This window comes from Nocardia araoensis NBRC 100135, assembly GCF_000308435.1.
GTDB classification, from domain to species: Bacteria; Actinomycetota; Actinomycetes; order Mycobacteriales; family Mycobacteriaceae; genus Nocardia; species Nocardia araoensis.
Genome location: NZ_BAFR01000002.1, coordinates 38,409 through 63,333 on the forward strand (window position 1 = coordinate 38,409; position 24,925 = coordinate 63,333).

A 24,925-nucleotide genomic window follows, 5' to 3' on the forward strand; every position below is an offset into this window, starting at 1 on the left:
GTGTCATCCAAGTACAGCCTTATTGAGGCTAGTGTTGCCTAATTAATTCTTCGCCGCGCCAGCCATTTTCGGCGCCGGGATATCGGTGCGCGGTCGCGACCGCATCTCCCTCGCGACGAACTCCTCGACGTCGAACAACTGCCCATCGGCACGGTCCACCACGGCGAGCAACGTGCTCATCCCGGCGACGTTCTGCACCTGTTCGGCGAGGAACCATTGGATGAAACGTTCGCCGAGATAGTCGCCGGAGGCGCGGGCCGCTCGCGCCAGATCACTGATCCGGCTGCTGCCGATCTGCTCGATCTTCAGCAGCAAAGCGACTGCGCCGCGCGGACTTTCGAAGGCGGAGTCGATCCCGTCCAAGCCGCCGATCTGCACCGGGAGATCCCGGTCCAGCAGATACTGCACCATGCGCAGCGCATTGCCGTAGTGCTCGCGTGACCGGGCGTAGGCGTGTCCGGCCAACTGCGGCAGTCTGCGCGCGTCGAAGTACACGGCGGCCGCGAGATACTGCTGGGCAGTGGTGAATCCGTGACGGATCTGCGTGCGCAGCAAGTCAGGGAAGGACTCGTCGATGTCCGGCATGGCATCGACGCTACCGCGTCAGCAGATCCTCCGGGATCGGACGGTCCTGGGCCAGCGCGTCGAAGAACCGGCTCGCTTTGTCCTTGTCCCACAGCAGCACGTTGCCGCTGTCGGTGTCTTCGAATCCGCCGACCGGAACCGCCGTGGCGACGGTGTCGCCCCGCAGCGCCCAGCCCAGCCCGCCGAGGTTCCAGATATGGTCGCCGTTGTCGACCTTCAGCGACTTGGCGGTGTCGGTGGCCAGCGGCCAGAGCTTGAACGGGTTGGCCAGCGTGGCGCCGCTGGTCGCCTTCTTCAGCAGGGCGGCCATGAAGATCCGCTGGTTGTTCATCCGGTCCAGGTCGGCGAGCGCGGTCGCGCGGCTGCGGACGAAACCCAGCGCCTGTGGTCCGTTCAGTCGCTGGCATCCCGCGGGCAGGTCGATGCCCGCGAGCGGGTCGTCGATCGGCTTGGGCACGCACACGTCGATGCCGCCGAGCGTGTCGACCACGCTGGCGAAGCCGCCGAAACCGATCTGCGCGTAGTGGTCGATGCGCAGGCCGGTGGCGATCTCCACGGTCTGGACCAGCAACGCGGGGCCGCCGATGGCGAACGCCGCGTTCAGTTTGTCCTTGCCCTGGCCCGGGATGCTGACGTACGAGTCGCGCGGCAGGCTGACCAGCGTGGTCTTACCCGATGCGGGCACATGCACGAGCATGATCGTGTCGGTGCGCTCGGGGCCTACCTCACCGCCGGTGGCGAGCTCCTGCTCCTGTTCGGGAGTCAGCCCGCCGCGGCCGTCGGACCCCACCAGCAGCCAGTTCGTACCGGGTGTGTCGCCGACGCGTTTGGCGTAGTTCGCCAGCGCGGGGATGCGGTTGAGCGAGTTGTCCAACTTGATGACGGCGCCGACGGCCGCGAGCACCAGGGCCAGGAGGATGACCAGGAACCAGCGGAAAGGGTGACGCTTGCGGCGCGGCCGCGGAGCCCGTGGCGGACGTTCTCCGCGGGGCGGGACCGGCGGGGGGCCTTCGCGGAACGGCCGTGGCTTCCGAGGCGGCGCGTGCGGCGGACCTTCGTGATGGGGGACCGGCCGCTGTGTGGGCGCGTGCGATGGGACTTCGTGATGCGGCACCGGGCGCTGCGTGGGCGCGTGCCCACGCGGCGGGGGAGGCGGCGGCATTCGCCGCGCCTGCTCGGGCGGGACCTGCGAATACGCCAGCGGGTTCGCGTGCCGCTCGGGAGTTCCATCGCGGCGCATCACCTGGGTGGGCTCGATCGGCGGCCGACCACCGGACCCCGGGGGCGGCAGGCGACGGGGCATGGGAGGTTCACCGGGCCTGCCGGGCGGCGGCATCCGGCGCGTATGCGCGTTGCGCTGGGGGTCGTCGCCGTTCATCACTGAAACTCTACTTATCGGGCGGTTGTGACGTGCCGCATGTGGACACCGGGCGCTCGCGGAAGCGGCGCTGCTTCGTAATTCGTGGGCGGCACCGGATCGTTAGCGTTCCCGAGGGCACAGTTGCGTCACGGGAGCCACGAAACATGGCCGCGCAGAATGGTATAGCCGATGTAGGCGACCGCATCGATGGTCGCATGGGCGAGGATCAGTGGCCACAGCCGATTCGTGCGCTGCCAATAGCGACCGAATATGACGCCCATCACAAAGTTTCCGAGCCCGCCGCCGATTCCTTGGTACAGGTGATAGCTGCCACGCAGCACCGCCGAGGTCAGCAGAGCCGAGTTCGCCGACCACCCGAGCCTGCGCAGCCGGGTGAGGAGGAACGCGACCACGATGACCTCTTCGGCCAAGGCGTTCGCGCAGGCCGACAGGACGAGCGCGGGCAGCCGCCACCAATAGTCACCGAGCGAGGCGGGGACGATCGTCACGCTGAGACCCAGTGCGTGTGCCGCGAGATACAGCCCGAGCCCCGGCAGTCCGATGATCGCGGCCAGCGTCAAGCCGGGTACCACGTCGGTGCGCCAGCGCAGCCGGTTCGCCAGCCCGATCAGTCGCGGGCCGATGCCGCCGCGCCACAGCAGATACAGCCCCAGCGCCGCCCATCCGAGCAGCCGCAGCACGCTCAGGAGCTGGAACAGCAGGTCGATGGTGGACTGCGTGGATCGCGACGGATTCAGCGCGACGGTCCGCCCTCCGATCCCGCCCGGCGCGAGCGCGCTCTCCACCAGTGAGAGCGCGGCGCTGAGCCCGCTGAGGCCGAACGTGACCAGCAGCACCACGGCGATCTCGAGTTTGATCGCCAGCCGCTCCCGATCGGTCGGCTCGGCCTCGTCCCACTGGGCACTGGACTCCGCACGCATGGGTCGAATCTATTGGGCTCGTCCGGTGCGGCGCGCGGCGCGTCGGCATGTGAACTGCCTGTGTGTCGTCGCCGATGCGCCACCCGTCTCGCCGAGTCAGATCCGGCGCAGTCCATTGAGGAACGGGCAGCCCGCGAGCATGCGTACCGCCCGGCTGAGCCCCTCGATGTCGTCGGCCGGCGCGCTGAACGGCAAGCGGAAGTCGTGGTCGCCGTCGTGCCCTTCCACCCGCAAGGTGAGCCCGTATCGGTCGATGGCCAGCGGGTGCACGATGCCGCGCCGCAGGTGTGGCGGCAGGTGCCTGGCCAGCTGGGCGACGACGTCGGCGTGATCGGCCCGCATGTGCTGCAGCCACGCGGATTCCATGGCGCAGAACGGATCCGGCTGCGCCAGGCGCAGCTCGTCGATGCTCACCGATTCCGCGCCGGTCGAGTCGGCCACCACCGCTGAGTTGATCACCAGCCGCAGCAGGGTGGCGCCGTAACCGATATCGAGCAGCCCCGGATGCGGATGCTCTTCGGCCACCTCGGTGGCCAGGGCGCGCTGTTCCTGGGTGGGCACCGCGCGCACCCAACCGCGCAGCCAGACCAATGCGCGCACCGGCTCGCGCAGCGGCAGCGGGGCGTGGTCGGTGAGTTCCAGCACCGCGGGTGCGCCGTGCTCTCCGGAGTTACCGGCCAGGATCGCGGCGACCGAGGCCGTCGGCACCGCGATCACGGCGTCGCCGCACTGCCGTACGTGGTGCACGGACGCGGGCGTCGGATCGATGCCCGGCATGGCCAGCACCGCTTGCTCCGCATGAGCGCAGGCGCTGCGCACTCGCTCGGCGGTGGACGGTGCGACGGTCGAGGACGGACGCGGCATACAAACCTCCGTGGAGCGTGCGGCGCTGGAAATGTGATTAGGTTACCCTAAGCTAAGTGACTGGACGGGGATCCGCAAGCGTTCCGATCCGGGCGATCGCAGCGAACTGGGTCGATTCCGCTCGAACCGGGTTGTTACGGTGAGGGCGTGTCGGAAGGGACGGAATCCGCAGAACCGGTGCTGGTGACGTTGTCGACGCCGCCACGGCGCAGCCTGGTCGACGGGCTGGTCCGCAACATCGGCGCAAGCCCGGCCGCGCCGGCGCTCGAGCTGGACGCCTCCGACACAGAGGTCGCCGACTTCCTCGCGCACGTGGCCCACTCCGATACCGGCTTCGTCGCGCGCACCTCCTCGGGGGAACGCGCGGTGGCCATCGTCGCCGCGACGGCCGCCGCCCTGTGCGGCGAGGACATCGGCACGGCCATGCGCGACCCGGACATCGCCTTCCTGACCTCACTGAAACCACAGGCCGTCGAGGCGGTCCGATCGGTTCTGCTCGCGATCGAGACCGAGGCCGCTGACCGGGTGAACGCCGCGTTGCGGGTGCTCAACGGAGGTTGAACGCCGCCTGGGCTGCCGTGGAACAGATGCCCATGGCCGACGGGCCCCTCGCAATTGGTGGGGAGCCGAGCGAGCGCGCAAGTAATGTCGTAACCGTGCCGCGAATCGCGTACTTCGGGCCGTCCGGAACGTTCACCGAGATGGCCCTCGCCCAACTTGAATCCTCGGGAACCTTCAACGGGCCCGTCGAGCGGATTGCCGCGCCCAGCCAAGGCGCCGCGCTCGACCTGATCCGCTCCGGTGACGTGGATGGCGCGGTGGTGCCGATCGAGAGCTCCGTCGAGGGGTCCATCTCGGCGACGCTCGACTCGCTGGCAATCGGTCCGCGCCTGCAGATCGTCGCCGAAACCGAACTCGAGGTCAGTTTCACGATCCTCGGCAAACCGGGCACGGCGCTACCGGACGTGCGCACCCTCGCCGCATACCCCGTCGCCGCCGCGCAGGTGCGGTTGTGGGTGGCACGGCATCTGCCGCAGGCGCAGCCCTACACCTCGGCCTCCAACGCCGCGGCCGCCGAGGACGTGGCTGCCGGCCACGCGGATGCCGCCGTGTCGACCGCCTTGGCGGGAGAGCGGCTCGGGTTGATCGCGCTGGCCTCCGGGGTCGCCGATCACGAGCAGGCGATCACGCGGTTCGTGCTGTGCACCCGGCCCACGGTGGCGCCGCCCGCCACCGGAACCGACCGCACCTCGATCGTGCTCGAGCTGCCGAACGTCCCGGGCTCGCTGATGCGCGCCTTCGCCGAATTCGCCACGCGCGGTATCGATCTGACCAGGATCGAGTCCCGGCCCACTCGAACCGGCATGGGCACCTACCGTTTCTATCTGGACTGTGTCGGGCACATCGACGACGCGGCGGTGGCCGAGGCGCTCAAGGCGCTGCACCGTACCGCGCACATCCGCTTTCTCGGGTCCTGGCCGGCGACTTCCGCGACCGGCACGCCACCACCGCCGGATGAAGCGGATGCGGAGTGGTTGATCCAGTTGAGAGAGGGGAAGGCGGACCTATGACCGGGAGGTTGATTCTGGTCAGGCACGGGGAGACCGAGGGCAACGTCGCCAAACTGCTGGACACCCGGATTCCCGGGCTACCGCTGACCGAACGCGGTGCGGCACAAGCGAAGACGTTCGGTGAGGGCCTGCTCCGGCCGCCGAAGGTGCTGTTCTCCTCGGCGGCGCTGCGCGCACGCCAGACCGCGAGCTACATCGAGGCGGCGACCGGTGTCGCCGCCATGGTCCTCGACGGACTGCACGAGGTTCAGGCCGGAGATCTGGAAGGAGAACACAGCGAGGAGGCGCACCAGACCTTCCAACGGATCTACCGTGCCTGGCACGAGGGCGATCTCGATCTGCGAGTGCCGGGCGGCGAATCCGCCCAGGATGTGCTGGATCGGTTCCTACCCGCGATCCGGGAGCTGCGGAACACGTATCTGACCCCGGACGACGACGCGCACGGTGACGTGATGGTGGTCAGTCACGGTGCTGCCATGCGGCTCGTCGGCCGCACGCTCGCGGATGTGCGGCCGCCGTTCACCACGAACAACCACTTGGACAACACCGAGACCATCGAGCTGGTTCCGATGCCGGACGGCGGGTGGGAGTGCATTCGCTGGGGACGGTTCACGCCGCCGTTCGGCTACGAGGTCGCGCCGACCTCGGACGATCCCATGGGGTAGCGACGCCGGTCCGGTGCGCTCAGGACAACTTCGGATTCCGCGGGAACTCTTCGCGTTCCGGTAGGAAATTGATCAGATCCTGCACCGCCGTACGCAATCGCGCGGGAGTCCCGCTGCTGAGCGATGTCCACTTCACGCCGTCGTCGGACCTGCTCGCCGTCGCGATGAAGCGGCCTGCGCGAGTATTGAAGACGGCGATGTGGTTGTCGGCTATCTCTCTGGTGCCGTCGCCGTAGATCACACCGACGATCTCGGCGTACGAGTGGATCTCGACCAGAGCCGCCGCCAAGGTCTTCACATCCTGGGCCGGGTGGCCCACCTTCGCCAGCCGTTCCGCGGTGGCCGCGGCGTCACCGGTGTCGCCGAAGATCGTAGCCAGCTCTTCGGTCGGGGCGTTCAGGCCGTACAGCTCGAGCGGCTCGGCGTAGCCGAGGGCGGCGAGAACCGTTCCTGGCAGGTCGTTTCCGGCTTCGTCGATGACGTAGGAGTCTTGCCCCCGAAGGGCGACGACCGGGAGGTCGACGCCCTTCGCCAGACAAAAGCGGCTCACCCAACCATCGACGACCAACCGCAGCGCGATGATCCAGTGGGGCCGGTTCAGCGCGCGCAGCCGATTTTCCAGATCACGATGCAGCACATCGTCGATCAGGAGTTCCCGCTGGGCGAGGGACTCGGCGGCCGCGTCCATCGCTGCTTTGTGGTCGGTCAGATTGTCGTACCGTGCCCGAGCGTTCAGAACGACGGGGACCTCGATCTGCAGTTTCTCCACGAGAAACTGCATCTCATCGAGCGACAAAACGACCGCATCGAGCGTCGAGGGGCCGCGGCCCGCACCGAGTACGGTCACCTAACCGTCCCGCTGAGGTCACCGCCGATGACCCCATCGGCGGTGAAACGGCCGTCGCGGAAGTGTTCGGTCGACCGCAGGTAGTCCCTGCCGTCGTGTTCGGTCTCGTCGTCTTCGTCGCTACGCGCCTGGTTACCGAGCAAGGGGTTGCCGTTGCCGGTGTTGGCGGGCCGGACCGGCGCCGCCTCGACACTCTTGACCGCGACGGTCTCCTGGGTCGCAGTGGTGCCGCCACCGATCGTGCCGTTGGAACCCCAGCCTTCTGGAAGCTTGAGCGACCCGCTGCTGATACCCGCCGCCGCACCGAGACCGGAGAACGACACGGCACGCGTCGCCGCGCCGGTCGCGGTGGCCGCCGCGCCGACACCCATGGCCATGGGAGCCATGCCGGAGAAGGTCGGCGCGGAGCTGGTGGTCGCCGCCGCGATCGCGCTGCCCGCGACATTTCCGACGGTGGAGACACCGGTGGTGGCGATCGAGCCGACGGCCTGAGCGGCCTGGGTGGCGGCGCTCGCCACGCCGGGGTTGCTCAGGAACGCCTGGGTGGCGGCCACGGCAGCCTGGATCGGATCGGCCGGGACCTCGGTGGTCGTGGTGTCCGCCGCCTGCTCGGGGTTGGCCGTCCCCGCGCCCTTCGCGATCGCGGGGGGCTGCACGAACTCGGCGGGTGTGGCGACCATGGCGCTGGTCGCGGCCTCATAGGTCTCCATGACAAGCGCGGCACGGATGTCCATGGCGTTCCTGGCGACCTCGGCGGCCTCGAACGCGCCGCTCAACACGCCCGGCGGATTCGCCGACGCGGCCAAGGCGGTGTTGACGGCCGCGATCTCGGGCGGGCTCGGCATCGCCAGCGCGGCGACGGTGTAGGCGGTGGCGTTCGCCGCGGCCTTGGCGCCCATCGCGGCCGCCTGCACGCCCTGCTGCTCGGACCAGCCGAGGAAGCCGGTGAGCTTGCTCAGCGCGGCGATACCGTTGATGCCCTGCATTCCGACGCCGAGCTCGGCCATCACCCTGGCGACGGTCGTCGTCGCGTCGACCCAGGCGGCGGTGAGTCCGCCCCAAGCGGTGGCGGCGGCCGAGATCGGAATCGCGTGCGCGCCCGCGTGAAGGGTGGCCGAATTGACCTCCGACGGGCGGGCCGCCCAGATCACCCCGGTGACTCCTGCAACCATGTTTGACTTCTCCCCTGCTTAAAGCGTTGCTGATGGATCTCGCTTGCGGAACTAGACCTGGAAGGCGCTGATGCCCGCGGCGCGGACCACGTCGCCCGCGACATGCTGGGCCAGCTGCATGCGCAGCGTCGCCGCGGCGTGGTGGCATTCCAGAATCGCCTGCGCGATCGCGCGATCGTGCGACATCGCCCCCTGATTGAAATGGCTCGCGCTGAGGAAGGAGACTTCCTCCGCCCCGGAGGGCAGCACGTGCGTCGCGGGCGCGGTGATCGCCGCGGCGGCGGCCAGACGTTCGGCGACGAGGTCGAGTTCGGCCGCGGCGGCGAGAATGGCTTCGGGTGCGATCAGTACATGTCCAACCATGACTCGACTCCTTCTAGTGGCTGTGGGGCGGAACCACGAGAATTCCCCCTTCGAGTGATAGGACGCGACAGCAACGCGATCGGTTCCATCGAATCCCCAACTTTTCGATCTCCGTGCCGATTACACACCCACCGCTGGTGGTACGCAATACAGCTCGGTTCAGACTATCCCCATCCCAGCTGATGCAGGCGGTCTTCGTCAATGCCGAAATAGTGTGCGATCTCGTGGATCACGGTGATCGCCACCTCCTCCACCACTTCCGCTTCGTCGCCGCAGTGTTCGAGAATCGCCTCGCGGTAGATGGTCACGGTGTCGGGAAGCGCTCCGCCGTAATGACTGTCGCGCTCGGTGAGGGCGATGCCGTGATACAGGCCGAGCAGATGTGGATCCTCCGGATTGCGCGGCTCGATCAGCACGACCACATTGTCGATCGCGCGGGTCAGTTCGGGTGGGATGAGATCGAGTGCGTCGCCGACCAATTTCTCGAACCGGTCGTCGGACATCGTCACGGGCATCGGCGCTCGGCTACCTCGGCTGGGGTTGCGGCGGCAGCGGTGCGGCGCCGGGCAGCGGTGCGGGAGTGGAACGTCCGTTGTTCGGCGGCGGCACCGGGGCCTGGCCGTTGATCAGGATATCGCCCTTGGCCGAACCGGTGATCGGCGCGAAGCCCTCCCGGTCGGCCCCCTTGCCGATCATGCAGTCCAGCTTGCGGCTGCCCGCCATCCAGCTGCGGGCATCGATGTAGTCGAAGAACAGCGTGAGCGTCTTGTTCCGGATGACGTCCGGACCGCCCAGGTAGTCGGTCGAGGTGCGCGTGCACTCCTCCTCGACGAACTTGTCCTGGTCGTCCTTCGCGGGCGGACCGCCGTTGAAGTGGGCGGCCAGGTCGACGGTGGAGACGATCTCCACGGCGTGCGGCTGGGCGCAGTCCACCGGATCGGTGGGCAGGTTCTGGTTGATGCCGAGACACACGCCCGGCTCGTACACCTTGGACTGGTCGTGCTCGGTGGCGCTGCCGACCGAAGGCGGGGTGCCGACGCTGGCCGCGACCTGCAGGCCGCAGCGCAGGGTGCGGTCACCGTGCTGCCAGCCGTCCGGACTCGGGTACATCAGCCCGACGATGTACTTGCCGCGCGGATCGAATCGGCCCGACATGTACTTCTGCACCGCCGGCACGCAGTGCTCTTCCTTCAGCTCGGTGAGGCGCAGCGAGTCCGGGAACCGGGAGCCGGGGCCGAACTCCTTGCCCGGATACCTGCTCATGTCGATGTCGGCCGCGACCTCGAACATGTGCTTGCTCGAGCAGTTCACCTTGACCAGGTCCGAGCGGTCGGGCTTGGTCCAGCTCAGGCAGTCGCCCTTGGCCGCGGTGCCGAACTCCTTGTCCAGCACCGGCTGCGCGGGTGCGCCGGGGTTGTGCGCCTCCAGGCCCTTCTCGTTGTCGAAGCCGGTGACGAACAGCGTCACCAGGGCCGCGACCACGGCGCCGACGGCCACCGCGAGCAGCCCCCAGCGCAAGGTGGGCGCCGACAGGTGCAGGTCGCGCAGCTCGCTGTCGGCAAGCGCCGTCCTGGCCGAGTCGAACGAGCGGCGCATCGCGTCGGCGCGCGACGGCGCGCCACGCTTGCGCGACTTCGGGGACCGGGGCACACGTTCGGAGGACATCGCGGTCCATCATGGCAGCGTCGGTGCCGTGGTGCCACGACCTGGCCCGATCGGCGCGGCTCGGTCAGCCGCGCAGGGCCGAAAGGAAGACGCCGGGCAACCGGGCGGGATTGACGTCGGCGTAGAACTCGGTGAGCCTGCGCCCGGTGGTCGCGGCGGTGGCGTTGTCGACGAACCAGGGCGGCTTCGGGGAGAGGGCGAGTTCGCCGCCCAGCAGCGAGCGCGGCACCGGCCGGAACGGACCGCGCACCACGGTGCGCTCCACATCGTCGAGCAGCAGGGCGTTGTGCACTACGCCGATACCGCTCTGCACATCGTCGAGGGTGTGCCCGGGGAAGGCTCCCCAGGCGGCCCGCGGCGCGAGGAAGGCCAGGCCGGTCCAGGTGTTCACCGCGATCGCGCCGTAGCGCAGCCGCTCGATCGCGCGGTCGAAGGCGACGCCGAGCCTGCGCATGGTCGTCGGATGGGCGATCACGTTCGCACCGAGCGTGCCGGTCAGCTCGGTGTTGGCGAAGTCCACCGCGCGCTGCATGAACTCGCCGCCCACGTAGGGCAGCTCCACCACGCCGAGCACGGGGGAGAAGTACTCGGTGCGCAGCAGCGGCGAGCCGGTTCGCGGCAGTCCGTCGATCAGCACCCGTCCCGCGCCGAGCCGCTCGGCCTCCGGATACGAGGCCAGCGCGTCGGCGACCCGCGCGTCGCTGCCCGGGTAGTAGGCCGTGCGCTGTGGCGCCCGCTCCATGGCCAAGCGCAGCTCGGCGAGGAACTCGTCCTTGCGGTCCCATTCGGAGCTGATCACCACCGCCTGCGCGGCGACGCAGTTGTAGCCGCCGTTGTGCAGCCGCTGGGTGGCGACGTGTTCGGCCTGGTAACGCAGATCGGCGTCGGACCAGTCGCCGGGTGCCACGATGGTCGGGGAGACGCCGCCCAGCTCGCTGGTGATCGGCTTGTCCAACAAGGGCCGGTTGTCCTTCTTGCGCTCAGCGCCTTCCGTGCCGGATCCCCACACGATGGCGTCGTGGGTCTGCGCGCTGCCGGTCATGTGCACGTGCGCGACATCCGGATGACGCACCAGGTAACCGCCCTGCTCCGCGCCGCCGGTGAGAATCCGCAGCGCGCCGAGTTCCAGCAGCGGTTCGAACACCATCTCGAACACGGTGAACATCGGGTCGGTGATCGGGTTGAGCTTCAGTGCGACCACGCGGTTGTGCGCGAACAGCTCGTACAGCGCGTCCAGCGGCGGAATCGAGGTGATGTTGCCCGCGCCGAGCACGGCGCCGATCCCACCGGTCGCGGTGGGATCCAGCTGGGCCAGCCCGGCCCGCCTGCGCGCGGTATCGGCGTCGACGCCCGGCCGCAGCCACACCTCGCCGCGGAAACCGTTGAGCAGCAGCCGGTCGTAGACGCCGAACGGGAATACCGGCACAGCCAATCGTCCGCCGGGCGCCGCCCGCAGCGTGCTGCCCGCCAACGGGCTCCGCCCGGCCTCCAGCGCGGCCAGGGTCGCCGACAGCGCGTCCGTGGCTTGCAGCAGGGCGAGCGGGCCGGACATCCACTCCTCGCCGACCAGCGGAGAGTGCGCGCCGAGATCCTTGACGACGCATGCCGCGCGCACCCAGTCCTCCGCGAAGCGGCCGGTCCTGGCGTGGATCTCGTCGAGCAGCGCACGGCGACGGCGCAGCGGCGTCCCGGCCCACGCCTTCTCGCCCGCCGCGAGATCGGCCAGCGCGTTGTCGATGGCCGTCTCGTCGAATGGGGTGCCCACAAGCCAACTATGCGCGCGATCCGGCGTGAATGGTCCGCATCCTGGGATATCGGCGTGAAAGCGCAACACACCGACTACTAGGCTGGTGGCCCATGATCGACCTCCGATTCCTGCGGGACAACCCGGACGCGGTCCGCGCCTCGCAGCGCGCCCGCGGCGAAGACCCCGCCCTCGTCGACGCGCTGCTCGAGGCGGACGCGGCGCGGCGTGCCGCGGTGGCCACCGCGGACAATCTGCGCGCAGAGCACAAGGCGATGGGCAAGTTGATCGGCAAGGCGAGCAAGGAGGAGCGCTCCGCCCTGCTGGCGCAGGCGTCGGAGATGTCGGTCAAGGTCAAAGAGGCGGAGGCCGCGCAGCACGCCGCCGACGCCGACTTGGACGCCGCGCACCGTGCCATCTCCAACGTGGTGCAGGACGGCGCGCCCGCGGGCGGCGAGGACGATTTCGTCGTGCTGCAGACCGTCGGCACGCCGAGGGAGTTCGATTTCGCGCCGAAGGACCACTTGGAGCTCGGCGAGTCGCTCGGTCTCATCGACATGGAGCGCGGCGCGAAGGTCTCGGGCGCCCGGTTCTACTTCCTGACCGGCTACGGCGCGTTGCTGCAGCTGGGAATGCTGCAGCTGGCCGCGCAGAAGGCGGTGGCCAACGGCTTCACCATGATGATTCCGCCGGTGCTGGTGCGCCCGGAGGTCATGGCGGGCACGGGGTTCCTCGGCCAGCATTCGGCCGAGGTCTACCACCTCGCCGACGACGACCTCTACCTGGTCGGTACCTCGGAGGTGCCGCTGGCGGGCTACCACTCCGACGAGATCCTCGACCTGAGCGACGGCCCCAAGCGGTACGCGGGCTGGTCGTCGTGCTTCCGCAGGGAGGCGGGCAGCTACGGCAAGGACACCCGCGGCATCATCCGGGTGCACCAGTTCGACAAGGTCGAGATGTTCGTCTTCACCACGCCCGACCAGGCCGACGCCGAGCACCAGCGCCTGCTCGCCTGGGAACAGGAGATGCTCGCCGCGATCGAGGTGCCCTACCGGGTGATCGATGTCGCGGCCGGTGATCTCGGCAGTTCCGCCGCGCGCAAGTTCGACTGCGAGGCATGGGTACCGACGCAGCAGACCTACCGGGAGCTCACCTCGACCTCCAACTGCACCACGTACCAGGCGCGGCGGCTGGCCGTCCGCTATCGAGACGAGAACGGAAGGCCGCAGATCGCCGCCACATTGAACGGCACGCTCGCGACCACCCGCTGGATCGTGGCCATTCTGGAGAACCATCAGCAAGCCGACGGGTCGGTCCGGGTTCCGCAGGCCTTGGTCCCGTTCGTCGGTACCGACGTGCTCCGACCGTCGAATTGACTACGCTCGAATTACGTTCAGGTGAATAGCTGCTGGTTCGCCATGCCGGATTCCCGGGATGTGGCAACCAGGGGGATTCCTTATGTCTAGGCTATTCGTCGTGCGAGGAATCGGGTCTCGCGGCGATACCCGAACCCGGGTGCGGGCCGCGTCTGCGCTGGCGACGGCTATGGTCATGGCTCGGACCACCGGGGCGTTCTACGTCATGGGCGGGGTGCTCGGTCTACTGATCACCGCCATCGCCCCTGGTGAGGAGGGTAATCGTCCGCTGGTAGGCGGGGCGGCAGCGGTGGCGCTGGTGCTCGGTCTCACGCTGCTCGCCTGGGGGCCGCGGCTGCCGCATTCGATCCACCACGTCTACGTGGCGATCGCGACGGTGCTGGTGACGATCGCGGTGCATTCGTTCCCGAACACCGTGGGCGCGATCAGCCTCGCGGCGTTCTATGTCTTCATCGCGTGCGATGCCGCGCTGTTCTTCGCCTGGTCGCAGGCCGCCGCCCATATCGCGTTCGCCTTGGCGCTGTGCCTGTGGGTGCTGCCCGCGCGGCCGGTGACGCCCGGGCTGCCGTGGTGGTCGGGCTTGATTCCGGCCGGTGTGACCTTCGGTGTCGGCGTCGTCGTCGGAATCCTGACCAGGATGGCGTCCGAAGCCGATATCGACGTGCTCACCGGTCTGCTCAACCGGCGTGGCTTCGACCGGGCGCTGAACACCGCTATCCAGCAGGCCACCAGGTCCGGGCACGGACTCGCGCTGGTGCTGGTCGACCTGGACCGCTTCCAGAAGATCAACGACCATCTCGGGCACCGCGCCGGTGACGCCGTCCTGCAGCGGGTGGCCGACACCTGGTCGAAACTGCTGGCCCCCGATCAGCGCCTGGCGCGCTACGGCGGTGACGCGTTCGCCTTGCTGCTGCCGAACACCACCGAGCAGGCTGCGATCCTGCTCACCGAACAGCTACGCGCCGCGGTGACCACCGGCTGCTCGGCCGGTGTGACGTCCTGGCAGCCGGGCGAATCCGGGTCCCTGCTGGTCAGCCGCGCTGACGTCGGCCTGTACCGGGCCAAGCAGGCCGGACGCAACCGGACGGTGCTGGAGTCCTCCCGGCAGCTGCCGCTGGCGGTGGAGCTGCGCGAGGCGATCGACCGCGGCGCACTGGACGTGCACTACCAGCCGATCGTCAGCCTGACCGAGGGCGGCGGCAAGGCGGTCGGTGTGGAGGCGCTGCTGCGCTGGTCGTCGAGCGCGCAACCGGATGTCACCACCGAGGGCCTGATCCGCGTCGCCGAGGAATACGACCTCATCGCCGATCTGGACGAGCTGGTGCTGCGCCGGGCCTGCGCGGACGCCGCGCGGTTGCAGGAGACCTTCGCTCAGCTGGATCTGACGCTGAACGTCAACGTCAGCGGGCTGGAGCTGGCCGAGACCGGTTACGCCGACCGGGTGGCGGGCATTCTCGCCGCCACGGGATGGCCCGCCGATCAGCTGGTGCTCGAGGTGACCGAGAGCGAACTGGCCGCCGAATCGCAGACCGCGATCGAGAATCTGCATACCTTGCGCGACCGAGGTGTGCGCATCGCCATCGACGACTTCGGCACCGGGTACTCCTCGCTGAGCCGGCTGGCCACGCTGCCCAGCGATATCCTCAAGGTCGACCAGTCCTTCGTCGCCGCGATCCGCTCGGACTCGCCCGCGCCGCCCTTGCTCGGCGTGATCGCCGCGCTCTCCAACGCGCTGGACCTGCAGGTCATCGCCGAGGGCGTGGAGACCGAATACCAGGCCGCCGTGCTCACCGAACTGGGCTTCGCGCTCGCGCAGGGCTATCACTACAGCGATTCGCATCCGGTGTCGGAGCTGATCAGCGACCTCAACGAGAACAAGGGCCGGATCGGCCCCGGCGTCACCGACGGTGAGCTGGGCGACGGCGATTCTGTTCCCGCGAACGGCTGGGTGCCGCTGCCCTGATTCCGTTCGACGGCCGCCGAGCGGTAATTCCCTTGACGTCGTGAGGCAGGGATCGCCATGCTGACGGCATGCGGTTGCTCGTCTACGCCTATTGATTCGCTGGATCGACGCGCGCCCGTCGGACGGGTAGCGCGCGTACTTTCAGCCTGCGCTCGCTGACGGTTCGGGCGGTGCTTTTCAAAAGCACCGGTGAACTGATTCCGCTGTACGCGCTGTATGCCCTGCTGTTCGCCGATCACGGCATGAGCACGGGGCAGATCTCCTTGCTGTTCGCCATCTGGTCGGCGACCTCGTTCCTGCTCGAGGTGCCCTCCGGTGCGTGGGCCGATACGGTTTCCCGGCGTGGGCTGCTCGTGCTCAGCGGCGTCTTGCTGACGGCTGGCTTCGCGCTCTGGACGGTGGCGCCGTCCTTCGAGGGCTTCGCCGCCGGATTCGTGCTGTGGGGTACCTCGGGCGCCCTGGCCTCCGGCACCTTCGAGGCACTGCTGTACGACGATCTCGCTGCCCGCGGTGCCTCGTCGACGTATCCGCGCATCCTCGGCTACACCCGTGCGGGTGCGGAAACCGCCGTCGTCGTCGCGATCGTCGCCGCGACGCCGTTGTATCTGGTGGGTGGCTATGCCCTTGTCGGCTGGTCCAGCGTCGCTCTGGCTGCCGTGCACACGCTGGTCGCGCTGTCGCTGCCCACCGCGCCGAAGGCGGTGTCCGCAGCGGACGTCGATGATCTCGAAGAGGAGGAGTCGGCATCCTCCGCGCCGGCCGGTGATGCGCCCGGCCGCGGTTTCGCGAGCCACTCCGCGCAAGTCCCCGCGCCGGGGCCGGACGCGGATGGAAACGGTTCCGTCGCGGTGATCGAGGGATGCGACGAGGCAGGGGAGCCCGCGGCGTTCCCCTCGGAGACCTCCGCGGCACACTCGAGACCGTTCGCGCGATACCTCACCATGCTGAAAGCCGGTGTGGGCGAAGCGCTTCGGGTGCGGGTGGTGCGCTACGGCGTGCTGCTGGAGGCGCTGCTGTTCGGGATCACGGCGTTCGACGAGTATTTCGCACTGCTGGCGGAGGAGGCGGGTGTGTCGACGGCCGTCGTGCCACTGCTGGTCGGCCTCACCGTGCTCGGTTCGCTGACCGGTTCGGTGCTGGCGGGCCGCACCGAAGGGATGTCCGGCCGGACGATGTCGATCGCGGTGGGCGTCGCGGGCCTGCTCTTCCTCGGCGGCGCACTGATCGCCGGCCTCGCGACCGGTCGTCCGGACGCGGTGTACCTGCTGACCGGCCTCGGCTTCGCGTCGATCGGAATCTCCTACGGCATCGTCTACAACGCGGGCATCGTCGCGGCCGCCCGCCTCCAAGACGCCATCGAGGGTCCCGCCCGAGCCACCGTCACCTCGGTCTCCGGCCTGCTGGGCGAGGTGATCGCCCTAGCGGTCTTCGGCTTCGCCGCCCTGGTCACCCTCCACGCCCCCATCTCCACCCTCCTGGCCCTGCTCGGCGCCTCCATCCTCGCCATCGCCGCCCTCACCCCTCGCTGGCTCCCACCCCGCCACTGATTGCGAGTGGCACACCATCGAGAGCTCTCTCGCGAAATGCCGCAGTGATGTACCACTCGACGATTGGGTAGCGTGCGGGGGGTGCGGTTGGGGCTGGTTGCGGGGTTCGGGATCGGCGCTGGGGTAGCGGTGCAGGGGCGGATCAATGGTGCGTTGGGGGCGCGGCTGGAGGATGGGGTTGCCGCGGCGACGATCAGTTTCGGGGTGGGATTGGTCGTGTTGGGGGTGGCGTTCGCGGTGAGTGGGCGGCTGCGGGACGGTGGGCGGCGGGTGCGGTTGGCTTTGGCCGAGGGCGGGCTGCGGCCGTGGCAGTTGCTCGGGGGGCTCTGCGGCGCGTTCTTCGTCGCGTGTCAAGGGTTGACGGTCGCGGCGATCGGCGTCACCGCGTTCACCGTGGCGACCGTCGCGGGGCAGTTGCTCAGCAGCCTGGCCGTCGACCGGCTCGGGCTCGGTCCGAGCGGGCGGACGCCCGTCACAGGGGTACGTCTCGTGGGTGCGGCGCTCGGGGTGACGGCGGTGCTGGTGGCCGGATTCGGACACCAGCGCGCAAACGGCGGTCTCTCGGTGCCCGATGCCCTGCGCGGTGCGCCGACCGCGCTGCTGATCGTGCTGCCCGCGCTGGCGGGTATCGGCCTGGCCTGGCAGCAGGCGGTGAACGGCAAGGTCGGTGCGGTCGGCGGAGCGCTGTCGGCGGCGATGGTCAATTTCTGCGTCGGCCTGGCGGCACTGCTGGTCATCGAGGCCGTTGTCCTCGCGCTTTCGGGCGGCCCGGCCGGATTTCCGACCGAGCCATGGCTCTATCTCGGCGGGTTCATCGGCGTCGCCTTCATCGCCCTCGCCGCCCTCGCGGTCCGCTGGATCGGCGTTCTGCTGCTCGGGCTCACCTCGGTGGCGGGGCAATTGCTGGCCTCCGTGATCCTCGACGTGCTCACCCCGACCAGCGCGGGGTTGTCCGCCACGGCGATCGTCGGCTGTGCGCTGACGTTCGTCGCGGTCGCCATCGCCACTCGGTCGCAGTCCTGAGAACACTCGCCGAGTCGTTCATGTCCGAAGCGCATGAATGTGGGAGGGTGCGCTCATGCTGATCGAATACGGTGTCTGGGTTTCGCGGCTCGGCCTGAGTGTCGTGTTCGGGCTGTCGGCGTGGGGCAAGCTGACGGATCGCGGCGCGGCGCGGCAGGCGGTGAATGATTTCGGGGTGCCGCTGCGCTGGGCGCCCGCGGTGGCCTTGGGACTGCCGATCGCCGAGGCGATGATCGCGGTCGGCGTGCTGCTTCCGTGGGTTTGCGGCCCGGCGGCGCTTGCGGCGCTGTTGCTGCTCGCCGTGTTCACCACGGTGATCGCGCGCTTGCTGCGCCGCGGCGAGCATCCTTCCTGTTCCTGCTTCGGCGCCGCGAGCACCGCGCCGATCGGGCCGAAAACGCTGGTGCGCAACGGTCTTCTCGCGGTGCTCGCGGTGGCTGTCGGTATCGGCGCGCAGACACATCCGCGCGTGCCGATGGACCTGCCCGCCGACAACGCGATCGGCTGCGCGGTGGTCGCCGCCGTGGTCGCGGTGCTGGTGTGGTTGACGGGTCAGCTGCGCGTGCTGCGCCGCCGGGTGGACGAGCAGGCGTTGTCGACGCTGGGGGCGGAGGGTTTGCCGGTCGGCGCGGTCGCGCCGGAATTCGAACTGTTCGGCCCCGAGGGAGCGAAGACCACGCTCGAGGACCTGCTCGCCCCGGCGAGGTCGGTGCTGCTGGTCTTCGTGCATCCCGGCTGCGAGCTGTGTGCTGCGCTGGCCAGGGAACTTCCCCGCTGGCGCGCGCGAACCGGTGACGCCCTCGCGATCGTCGCGGTCGGGAACGGCGATGCCGCCGAGCAAGCCGCGTGGGGAGCCGAGCACGGGTTGGGCGATATCCCCTCGCTCGTACAACAGGGCAACGAAGCGGCATTGCGCTACCGGGTGCGCGGTACGCCGTCCGCCGTGCTGATCGATCCCGAGGGACGTATCGCCGCGCCGGTGGCCAGAGGAGGCATCGCGATCCGCGAGTTGATCAGCACGGTGCGGACAGCGCCGCGCAAGATGGTGCGCGACAAGATCCCGGCCGGTGCCGCGCGTTAGTTTCGGGGCGTACCTCTTTTCTGCCTCCGAGACCGACCCCAGTCCGGTTATCCACTGGTTAGCAAATTTCTAGCAAATCATCGGCGGTGCGCCGATAGGATCGACTCGCACCGGTGCGGAATTCGCCATCCATCAACCACAGACCCATCGACAAGAGGGGATAGACATGGCGCTCTTCGCATTCACCGACTACTCCGGCAAAGAGTTCATCATCCAGCTGACCAACGAGCAGCGGATCGCCGAGGCACGCCGCATCCTGTCGGGTGACGAGCAGATGTCCGTGCACGTCATGGGCCGGATCCGGAAGATGCCCGCCCCCTACAACCCGGGCTGGGACTTCCATCTGGACCCCGACACCATCACCTTCTTCACCATGGCGATCGAGGTCTGCGACGCCAGCATCATGTACGTGAACGACCATCTGGACGAGGCGTGCGGCGCGTTCCTGCCGGGCTGCTTCTGGTGTCCGTGGTCGTCGAAGCTGACCCGCGAGGTCGCCGACCGGTAATCGGTCGGCAAACGCTTCCGGCCGACGGGGAACCGCCGGCCGGAAGTCTCGCGGTCAGTCCAACTTGCGCGAGCGCAGCTCGTGGCCCTTGGAGGTCTTGCACCGTCCCGACTCCAGGTCCCACTGCCAGCCGTGCAGGTTGCAGGTCAGAGTATTGCCTTCCACCACACCGAATTTCGACAGATCCGCCTTCAGGTGCGGGCAGCGCCGCTGCACCTCCCAGCCGCTGAGTTCGGTGGAGGCCGAGTCGTCGTGCGCCTCGGAGAACCAGCCGTCGGCGTAGGCGATCCGCTCGTCGGTGAGGCACTTGAAGAACGTGTAGAGGAACTCGTTGTATCCGCCGATGCGCCAGGCCTGGAAGCGGGTGGACAGGAAAATGGTGTTCACCCAGTCTGGTTCCCGGTCGCGCAGCACCGTGCGCACCAGTTCCGGAGCGATGCGGAAGCCGTAGCGGTAGCGGCCCTCGCCCTCCACCGGCTCGCGCACCGTGCGCGTGGGGAAGTCCAGCACGACGGTTTCCTCCCCGATCACCAAGCCGACCGGGTAGCCGATGCCGTCGCAGATCACGTCGCTCTGCGCCATGATCGGCTCGAAGAGTTTCCGCAGCGGCTCCAGCAGCGAGCCATCGCCGCGCTCCCAGGTCGCCTTCTCGGCCTCCAGCACCGGGGCGAGGCGCTGCGCCATCCGTTCGATGTACTCGGCCTTGTTGTCGTAGATCTCCGCGGGGTCGCTCGGGTGGGTGAGGGTCAGTTCGGCGCCGCGCACGTCGGCGACCGAGCCGGGGATCATCAGGATCCCGCCCGCGTTGCCGTGGATCTCCATCTGCTCGAGGAACACCTTCTGGTCGGGGAAGATGTTGCCCTCGTCACCGCGATCGTCGTTGAGGTAGCGCAACTCGTCGTCCAGGAACACCGGCGGACCCGCCGACGGCACCACCCAGGTCGCGCCGACCTGCTCGATGTAGCTGCGGGCCCGGTCCATGCCGCGCTGACGCTTCTGCTTGCCGAAGTTCGACTTGGTGCGGGCCGGGATGTCGTAGACCATCGGGTACCAGATCGCGCCCGAGTACTGCAGCAGGTGGATGTCGACGTGGCCGAAGGCGTCGTGCAGCACGTCCATGTCCACCGGACGGGCGTCGTTCATGTTGAAGCAGGTGGTCTCGCCGTCGGAGACCACGAGGCCGGAGTCGCCGATCGGGCCGTCGGCGGGCGCGCGCAGCGCGATGATCATGACGTCCAGGTCCCCGCCTGGGCCGGTCACCGTGTGCTTGACCGAGTCCTCGGTCTCGAAGAACTTGTGGAAGCCCAGCTGTTCGAGCTCGCGGCGCAGGTCCGGCACGGGATAGTCCGGCAGCAGCACGGTGGCGTCCTTGTTCACGTGCTCGGCCAGCGTCTTCGCGTCGAAGTGGTCGCGGTGCAGGTGCGAGACGTAGAGGAAGTCGCATGCGCCCAGCTCGTCCCAGTCCAGCTGGGTGTTGTCGGGGAACGGGAACCAGGAACCGAAGTACGCGGGGTTCACCCAGGGATCGCAAAGGATCGACCCGGCCGCGGTGCGGATGTGGAATCCGGCGTGTCCGACGCTGGTGATCTGCACTAGCTGCTCCTCCTGCTGTTTACCAGCCAACCAGGGTAGTAGTTACGGCGAGACATCGCCGATGCAGTAGCCGTCCGTCCCGGAGCGCAAGGTGAAGGTGCGGGTTTGCGTCACACCGGAGGAGTTGGTCACCGGCACGAGCACCGCGATGTAGTCGGTGTTCACCTGCTCCGACCGGATCTGCTGGTCGGCGAACTCGGTGGCCCCGGTCAGCACGCCCTGGTTGTTCGCCAGCGGCGCGGGGCTCGGACGCCCGGTGCCCTTGGGATCCCAGGTCGCCGGGGACGCCTTACAGATCAGAGGGTAGTCGCCTTCTTTGTCGGCGGGGTCGAGCGGAGTGCCGACGAAGCGGGACAGGTACCGGCGCACGGTGTGCCGGGCGTCGGCGTCGTTGTAGGCGATCTCCGCACCGGCCGTCGCGACGCGCGGACAGGCGTAGCCGGTCTCGATCTCGGCGCGCTGGACGGCGACGGTGGTGGCCGGGCTCTTCCAGACGACGGTGTCCTCGGTCGCCGTGCCGGGCTGGGCCAACGCGGTGAGGACGGCCTGCTGGTCGCCGTACATCTCGGCCACGTTCCTGGGCGCGATGGCCCAGCACTTCTCCTGCATCTCGGCGATGGTGTGCGAGCGCAGGTCGGCGGCCCAGCGCCGCATCGCCGGTGCGGCGGCGGGCAGTCCAGCGACCGCGCCGACCGGTGGAGCGTCGGCGGGGACCGGCGCAAGCGCGGAGGTGCTCGGCGGGGGCGTGGCCGGGACGGCGGCGGGCGGCGTGGTGCGAGCGGCCGCCTGCGGCGGGGTCTCCTCCGGAATGCCGACGACGGAGTCGCATCCGGTCAGCGCGATCGCCGCGATCAGGGCCGAGCCGCCGACCAGCGCGGCGCGGGTCGCTCGCCCGGCCCGGTTCCGCTCGCGTGCTGCACTGCGGTCGTACTCGCGCGGTACCGATCGGGCGCGTTCCACTTCGACGATCCTCTTCTCTCCGGACGTGCGGTCGGGGCTGCTCATGCGTCCTCGCTCCGGCGCGGCGCGCGGTGGCGGCGAACTGCCGATGGGGACGAGCAGCGACTACGCTAGCGGACTTGTGGAACCCGTCTACCGGACGATCATCGGCCTCGCCCGTACCGTCTTCTTCATCGAAGGTCTGAAGTTCACCGTCAAGGGCGATGAACACATTCCCGCCCGAGGTGGCGCCGTGCTGGCGGTGAACCACACCGGCTACATGGACTTCACCTACGCGGGCCTGCCGGTGCGCACCCCGAAGCGCTACATCCGGTTCATGGCCAAGAAGGAGGTCTTCGACGACAAGATCTCCGGCCCGATCATGCGCGCGCTCAAGCACATCCCGGTGGACCGTTCGGCCGGCGCGGATTCCTACAAGGCCGCGGTGGAGTACCTGCGCCGCGGCGAGCTGGTCGGCGTGTACCCCGAGGCGACGATCAGCCGCAGTTTCGAGATCAAGGAATTCAAGTCCGGCGCGGCGCGCATGGCCATCGAAGCGGAGGTGCCGATCATCCCGATCGTCATCTGGGGCGCGCAGCGGGTCTGGACGAAGGGGTTCCCGAAGCGGCTCGGCCGCACCAACACGCCCATCTCGATCGCGGTCGGCGAGCCGATCCAGCCGTTCGAGCCCGCCGCCGAACTCACCGCCAAGCTGCGTTCGACCATGCAGGAAATGCTGGCCGACCTGCAGAAGGACTACGTGCACGAGCCCGGTGCGTACTGGGTTCCGGCCCGGCTCGGCGGCAGCGCTCCTACGCTGGAAGAGGCGGACGCGATGGATGCCGCCGAGGCCGAGGCCAAGGCCGCGCGCAAGAACGCGGCGGGGCAGTAACGGGAGGTGTGATGGCGCGCGAACCGGTCTATGACATTCTCACCGGCTTGGCCCGCGCCATTTTCTTCGCTCAGGGCCTGCGCATCGATATCGAGGGCCAAGAGCACTTCCCGCGCTCCGGCGGCGCGGTGCTGGCCGTGAACCACACGGCCTATCTGGATTTCATGGAGGTCGGACTGGTCGGGCGCAATTCCGGCCGCAACGTCCGATTCATGATGAAGGCCGAGCTCGAGCACGGCATCGTCGGCTTTCTCATGAAGCACTGCAAGGCGATCGGCGTCGATCGCACGGCGGGGGCCGAATCGTATGCCCGCGCGGTGACCGCTCTGCGCGAGGGCGAGGTGGTCGTGGTCTATCCGGAGGCGACGATCAGCCGCAGCTTCGAGCTGAAGGAATTCAAGTCCGGCGCGGCGCGGATGGCCATCGAAGCCGATGCCCCGATCGTTCCCATGATCATCTGGGGCGCCCACCGGATCTGGACGAAGGACATCCCGAAACAACTGGGCCGTCACAACTTCCCGATCAACATCCGCATCGGCGCACCGATCCCACCGGCCGGGCCGACCGAGGAATTGACCGCCACCCTGCGCGCCCGGATGAGTGAGCTTTTGGACCGCGCCCAACGCGACTATCCGATGGTCGAAGGCGCGCGGTGGGTTCCCGTGCGACTCGGCGGGACCGCCCCGACCCTCGCGGAGGCGGCGGTGCTGGAGCGCGAGGAGATGGAGCGGCGGCGGCGCGCGAAGGCGCGGTGACGGCTCTCTACTCGCCACGCTGCCGTGTCACGAGGTCCGGGAAGGACCTCGTGACAGGTGCGGGTCGGCATCCGATCAGGCGGCGTCGAGGGCTGCGGTGATCTTGCGGGCCATCTCGGCCAGAACGGGGCTGGGGCCGCCCTTGTGAGTTCCGGCGGCCGCGTCGACGGCGACGAGGACGGTGCTGCGGAAGTTGTCGGCCTCGGTCGGATCCTGCTTGCGGAGCAGGCTCATAGCCGCGGTGAGGGCAGGCAACACGTGGTCGGCGAGTTCGGCGACGTTCTTACCGTTCAACGTGATGTCCTTCGACTTCGCGGCGAGTACGTGCCCGACCAGGCCGGTCGCCGACGACAGGGCGATGCTGCCCTGGGTGGCGGCCTTGTGCGGCGAGCCGGTGGCGTCGGCGGCGGCCATGAGCGAGACGGCGCCGTAGGCGGCGGTACGGACGGTGGCCTTGTCCTGGTCGGTCAGGGTGATGGACATGGTGGTGTGCTCCTTCGAATGTTGTGCTGAAACGTGGTAATGGGTGACGGACCGCGGCCGGGTCGGTGTCGGCGGTATCCGGACTGATGAGGACGGACCGGTAGGTCGTGGCCTCGGCGGACGCGGCTGCCCGACCGGTCGTCTATCGGGTCTGCGAGTTCACCGCCGCGGTCTCCCTGACGGCATCGGCGATGGCGCGGAAGTCCTTGCGCAGGAGGGCGCCGTGATTGCTGGCGACCTTCGCACTGATCTGGATGTTCGGGTTGCGGGTGAGCACCCCGTCGAGACTGGTGCGGATCCGCTCCTGCTCGTCACCGCGGCTTCCGAACGACGTCCCCGAAGCAACCACATACCGCACCGGCACGGTGATGTCGTCCAGCACGGGACCCAGTTCGCTCTCGCGGGAGAGCCTGCCGAGCTCGATGTTGCTCTCGGCCTGCTGCGCTGCGGTCATTCGCGGGGCCAGGCCGGTCGGGCGCACCAGCGGCATGAACCAGTTCAGCCGCTTGAACAGCTTGCGGATCCGCTGCTCCATGGCCTCGTCGAGCCAGTCATGGGGGAATGCGCCGTCGACCAGGACGGCGCCCACGGCACGGTCCGGATTCCGATCGGCCCAGTGCGCCGCGACGACTGCTCCGTAGGACCAGCCCACCAGCAGCGCCCGGTCCACACCCCGCGCCGCCAAGACGGCATCGACATCCCGGACGGCGGCTTCGAAGGAATAGTCCGCCGAGCGCCGCGATTTGCCGCGGGCCCGCTCGTCATAGGTGATGTGCCGGAACTCGGAACCGAGTTCGGCGATTACGCGCCGCCAGTAACCCTGAGTGGCGAACTGGCCGTTGCAGTAGACCACCGGGATACCGGGACCGCCGGTGTCGGTGACGGCCAGTGCCGTGTCTTCGACCGGCACCATGCCGGTCCACTTCGAAGTGGTCGATGAGGTGCTGTTCTTCGTCATGGCGACTACTCTCGGCGCCCGGCCTGACGC

The 24,925-nt window shown here is 68.8% G+C and carries 25 protein-coding genes; 11 read left to right on the forward strand and 14 right to left on the reverse strand.

Features of this window, described 5'->3' with window-relative positions; all coding sequences use genetic code 11:
- Positions 1–42: 42 nt before the first annotated feature.
- The 4 genes from ON21_RS00295 to ON21_RS00310 all read right to left on the reverse strand — a co-directional run bounded on the left by ON21_RS00295 (position 43) and on the right by ON21_RS00310 (position 3,750).
- The gene (locus ON21_RS00295; protein WP_039794219.1) at positions 43–585 is read right to left on the reverse strand and encodes a ferritin; all 543 of its coding nucleotides are present in this window, start codon (positions 583–585) and stop codon (positions 43–45) included.
- 10 nt (positions 586–595) lie between these two features.
- Positions 596–1,963 carry an LCP family protein gene (locus tag ON21_RS00300; RefSeq protein WP_063820994.1) on the reverse strand — a complete coding sequence of 456 codons (1,368 nt, stop codon included), beginning with the start codon at positions 1,961–1,963 and terminating at the stop codon, positions 596–598.
- Between the two features lie 128 nt (positions 1,964–2,091).
- On the reverse strand, positions 2,092–2,886 hold the full coding sequence (locus ON21_RS00305) for a CPBP family intramembrane glutamic endopeptidase (protein WP_039794220.1): 795 nt from the start codon (positions 2,884–2,886) through the stop codon (positions 2,092–2,094).
- Positions 2,887–2,982: 96 nt separating this feature from the next.
- A complete protein-coding gene (locus ON21_RS00310; RefSeq protein WP_039794222.1) occupies positions 2,983–3,750 on the reverse strand; it encodes a DUF2470 domain-containing protein in 768 nt (255 codons plus the stop codon).
- Between the two features lie 147 nt (positions 3,751–3,897).
- On the opposite strand from ON21_RS00310, the gene ON21_RS00315 reads away from it, so the two are divergent.
- The 3 genes from ON21_RS00315 to ON21_RS00325 all read left to right on the forward strand — a co-directional run bounded on the left by ON21_RS00315 (position 3,898) and on the right by ON21_RS00325 (position 5,986).
- Complete coding sequence (locus ON21_RS00315) at positions 3,898–4,311, forward strand: hypothetical protein (RefSeq protein ID WP_039794223.1); 414 nt, start codon at positions 3,898–3,900, stop codon at positions 4,309–4,311.
- 95 nt (positions 4,312–4,406) lie between these two features.
- Positions 4,407–5,321, forward strand: coding sequence for a prephenate dehydratase (gene pheA, locus ON21_RS00320; protein WP_039794224.1), 915 nt, complete (start codon positions 4,407–4,409; stop codon positions 5,319–5,321).
- Complete coding sequence (locus ON21_RS00325) at positions 5,318–5,986, forward strand: histidine phosphatase family protein (RefSeq protein WP_039794225.1); 669 nt, start codon at positions 5,318–5,320, stop codon at positions 5,984–5,986. Before pheA ends, ON21_RS00325 begins: the two co-directional genes overlap by 4 nt.
- A gap of 19 nt (positions 5,987–6,005) precedes the next feature.
- Here the strand turns inward: ON21_RS00325 and ON21_RS00330 are convergent, their stop codons facing one another.
- The 6 genes from ON21_RS00330 to ON21_RS00355 all read right to left on the reverse strand — a co-directional run bounded on the left by ON21_RS00330 (position 6,006) and on the right by ON21_RS00355 (position 11,798).
- The gene (locus ON21_RS00330) at positions 6,006–6,833 is read right to left on the reverse strand and encodes an ESX secretion-associated protein EspG (RefSeq protein WP_039794226.1); all 828 of its coding nucleotides are present in this window, start codon (positions 6,831–6,833) and stop codon (positions 6,006–6,008) included.
- Positions 6,830–8,005 (reverse strand): PPE family protein, encoded by a 1,176-nt coding sequence (locus tag ON21_RS00335; RefSeq protein WP_039794227.1) that lies wholly within the window; start codon positions 8,003–8,005, stop codon positions 6,830–6,832. Before ON21_RS00335 ends, ON21_RS00330 begins: the two co-directional genes overlap by 4 nt.
- A gap of 51 nt (positions 8,006–8,056) precedes the next feature.
- On the reverse strand, positions 8,057–8,368 hold the full coding sequence (locus tag ON21_RS00340; protein ID WP_039794229.1) for a PE domain-containing protein: 312 nt from the start codon (positions 8,366–8,368) through the stop codon (positions 8,057–8,059).
- Between the two features lie 164 nt (positions 8,369–8,532).
- Positions 8,533–8,883, reverse strand: a complete 351-nt coding sequence (locus ON21_RS00345) for a metallopeptidase family protein (RefSeq protein ID WP_039794231.1) — start codon at positions 8,881–8,883, stop codon at positions 8,533–8,535.
- A 10-nt stretch (positions 8,884–8,893) separates the two neighbouring features.
- Positions 8,894–10,033 carry a septum formation family protein gene (locus ON21_RS00350; RefSeq protein ID WP_039794232.1) on the reverse strand — a complete coding sequence of 380 codons (1,140 nt, stop codon included), beginning with the start codon at positions 10,031–10,033 and terminating at the stop codon, positions 8,894–8,896.
- Between the two features lie 64 nt (positions 10,034–10,097).
- Positions 10,098–11,798, reverse strand: coding sequence for an aldehyde dehydrogenase family protein (locus ON21_RS00355; RefSeq protein ID WP_039794235.1), 1,701 nt, complete (start codon positions 11,796–11,798; stop codon positions 10,098–10,100).
- Positions 11,799–11,890: 92 nt separating this feature from the next.
- On the opposite strand from ON21_RS00355, the gene serS reads away from it, so the two are divergent.
- From serS to ON21_RS00385, 6 genes are all read left to right on the forward strand, one after another.
- A complete protein-coding gene (gene serS / locus ON21_RS00360) occupies positions 11,891–13,153 on the forward strand; it encodes a serine--tRNA ligase (RefSeq protein WP_039794237.1) in 1,263 nt (420 codons plus the stop codon).
- Between the two features lie 175 nt (positions 13,154–13,328).
- Positions 13,329–15,116 carry a putative bifunctional diguanylate cyclase/phosphodiesterase gene (locus ON21_RS00365; RefSeq protein WP_245562374.1) on the forward strand — a complete coding sequence of 596 codons (1,788 nt, stop codon included), beginning with the start codon at positions 13,329–13,331 and terminating at the stop codon, positions 15,114–15,116.
- A gap of 170 nt (positions 15,117–15,286) precedes the next feature.
- Positions 15,287–16,663: an MFS transporter gene (locus ON21_RS00370; protein ID WP_039794240.1), complete on the forward strand. Its 1,377-nt coding sequence runs from the start codon at positions 15,287–15,289 to the stop codon at positions 16,661–16,663.
- An 81-nt stretch (positions 16,664–16,744) separates the two neighbouring features.
- The gene (locus tag ON21_RS00375) at positions 16,745–17,686 is read left to right on the forward strand and encodes a DMT family transporter (RefSeq protein WP_083880317.1); all 942 of its coding nucleotides are present in this window, start codon (positions 16,745–16,747) and stop codon (positions 17,684–17,686) included.
- 55 nt (positions 17,687–17,741) lie between these two features.
- Positions 17,742–18,767, forward strand: coding sequence for a MauE/DoxX family redox-associated membrane protein (locus ON21_RS35555; protein ID WP_169332657.1), 1,026 nt, complete (start codon positions 17,742–17,744; stop codon positions 18,765–18,767).
- A 166-nt stretch (positions 18,768–18,933) separates the two neighbouring features.
- Positions 18,934–19,275 carry a BP74-related protein gene (locus ON21_RS00385; RefSeq protein WP_039794242.1) on the forward strand — a complete coding sequence of 114 codons (342 nt, stop codon included), beginning with the start codon at positions 18,934–18,936 and terminating at the stop codon, positions 19,273–19,275.
- Positions 19,276–19,329: 54 nt separating this feature from the next.
- On the opposite strand, the gene ON21_RS00390 is transcribed toward ON21_RS00385, so the two are convergent.
- On the reverse strand, positions 19,330–20,868 hold the full coding sequence (locus ON21_RS00390) for a Rieske 2Fe-2S domain-containing protein (protein WP_039794243.1): 1,539 nt from the start codon (positions 20,866–20,868) through the stop codon (positions 19,330–19,332).
- Positions 20,869–20,910: 42 nt separating this feature from the next.
- A complete protein-coding gene (locus tag ON21_RS00395) occupies positions 20,911–21,873 on the reverse strand; it encodes a hypothetical protein (protein WP_086006332.1) in 963 nt (320 codons plus the stop codon).
- 76 nt (positions 21,874–21,949) lie between these two features.
- Here ON21_RS00395 and ON21_RS00400 point away from each other — a divergent pair, with 76 nt between their 5' ends.
- Both ON21_RS00400 and ON21_RS00405 read left to right on the forward strand, forming a co-directional pair.
- Positions 21,950–22,699 carry a lysophospholipid acyltransferase family protein gene (locus ON21_RS00400; protein WP_039794244.1) on the forward strand — a complete coding sequence of 250 codons (750 nt, stop codon included), beginning with the start codon at positions 21,950–21,952 and terminating at the stop codon, positions 22,697–22,699.
- Between the two features lie 11 nt (positions 22,700–22,710).
- Positions 22,711–23,454: a lysophospholipid acyltransferase family protein gene (locus ON21_RS00405; RefSeq protein WP_039794245.1), complete on the forward strand. Its 744-nt coding sequence runs from the start codon at positions 22,711–22,713 to the stop codon at positions 23,452–23,454.
- A gap of 75 nt (positions 23,455–23,529) precedes the next feature.
- On the opposite strand, the gene ON21_RS00410 is transcribed toward ON21_RS00405, so the two are convergent.
- The gene (locus ON21_RS00410) at positions 23,530–23,937 is read right to left on the reverse strand and encodes a hypothetical protein (protein WP_039794246.1); all 408 of its coding nucleotides are present in this window, start codon (positions 23,935–23,937) and stop codon (positions 23,530–23,532) included.
- Between the two features lie 142 nt (positions 23,938–24,079).
- Positions 24,080–24,895 carry an alpha/beta fold hydrolase gene (locus ON21_RS00415; protein ID WP_039794247.1) on the reverse strand — a complete coding sequence of 272 codons (816 nt, stop codon included), beginning with the start codon at positions 24,893–24,895 and terminating at the stop codon, positions 24,080–24,082.
- Positions 24,896–24,925: the final 30 nt, after the last annotated feature.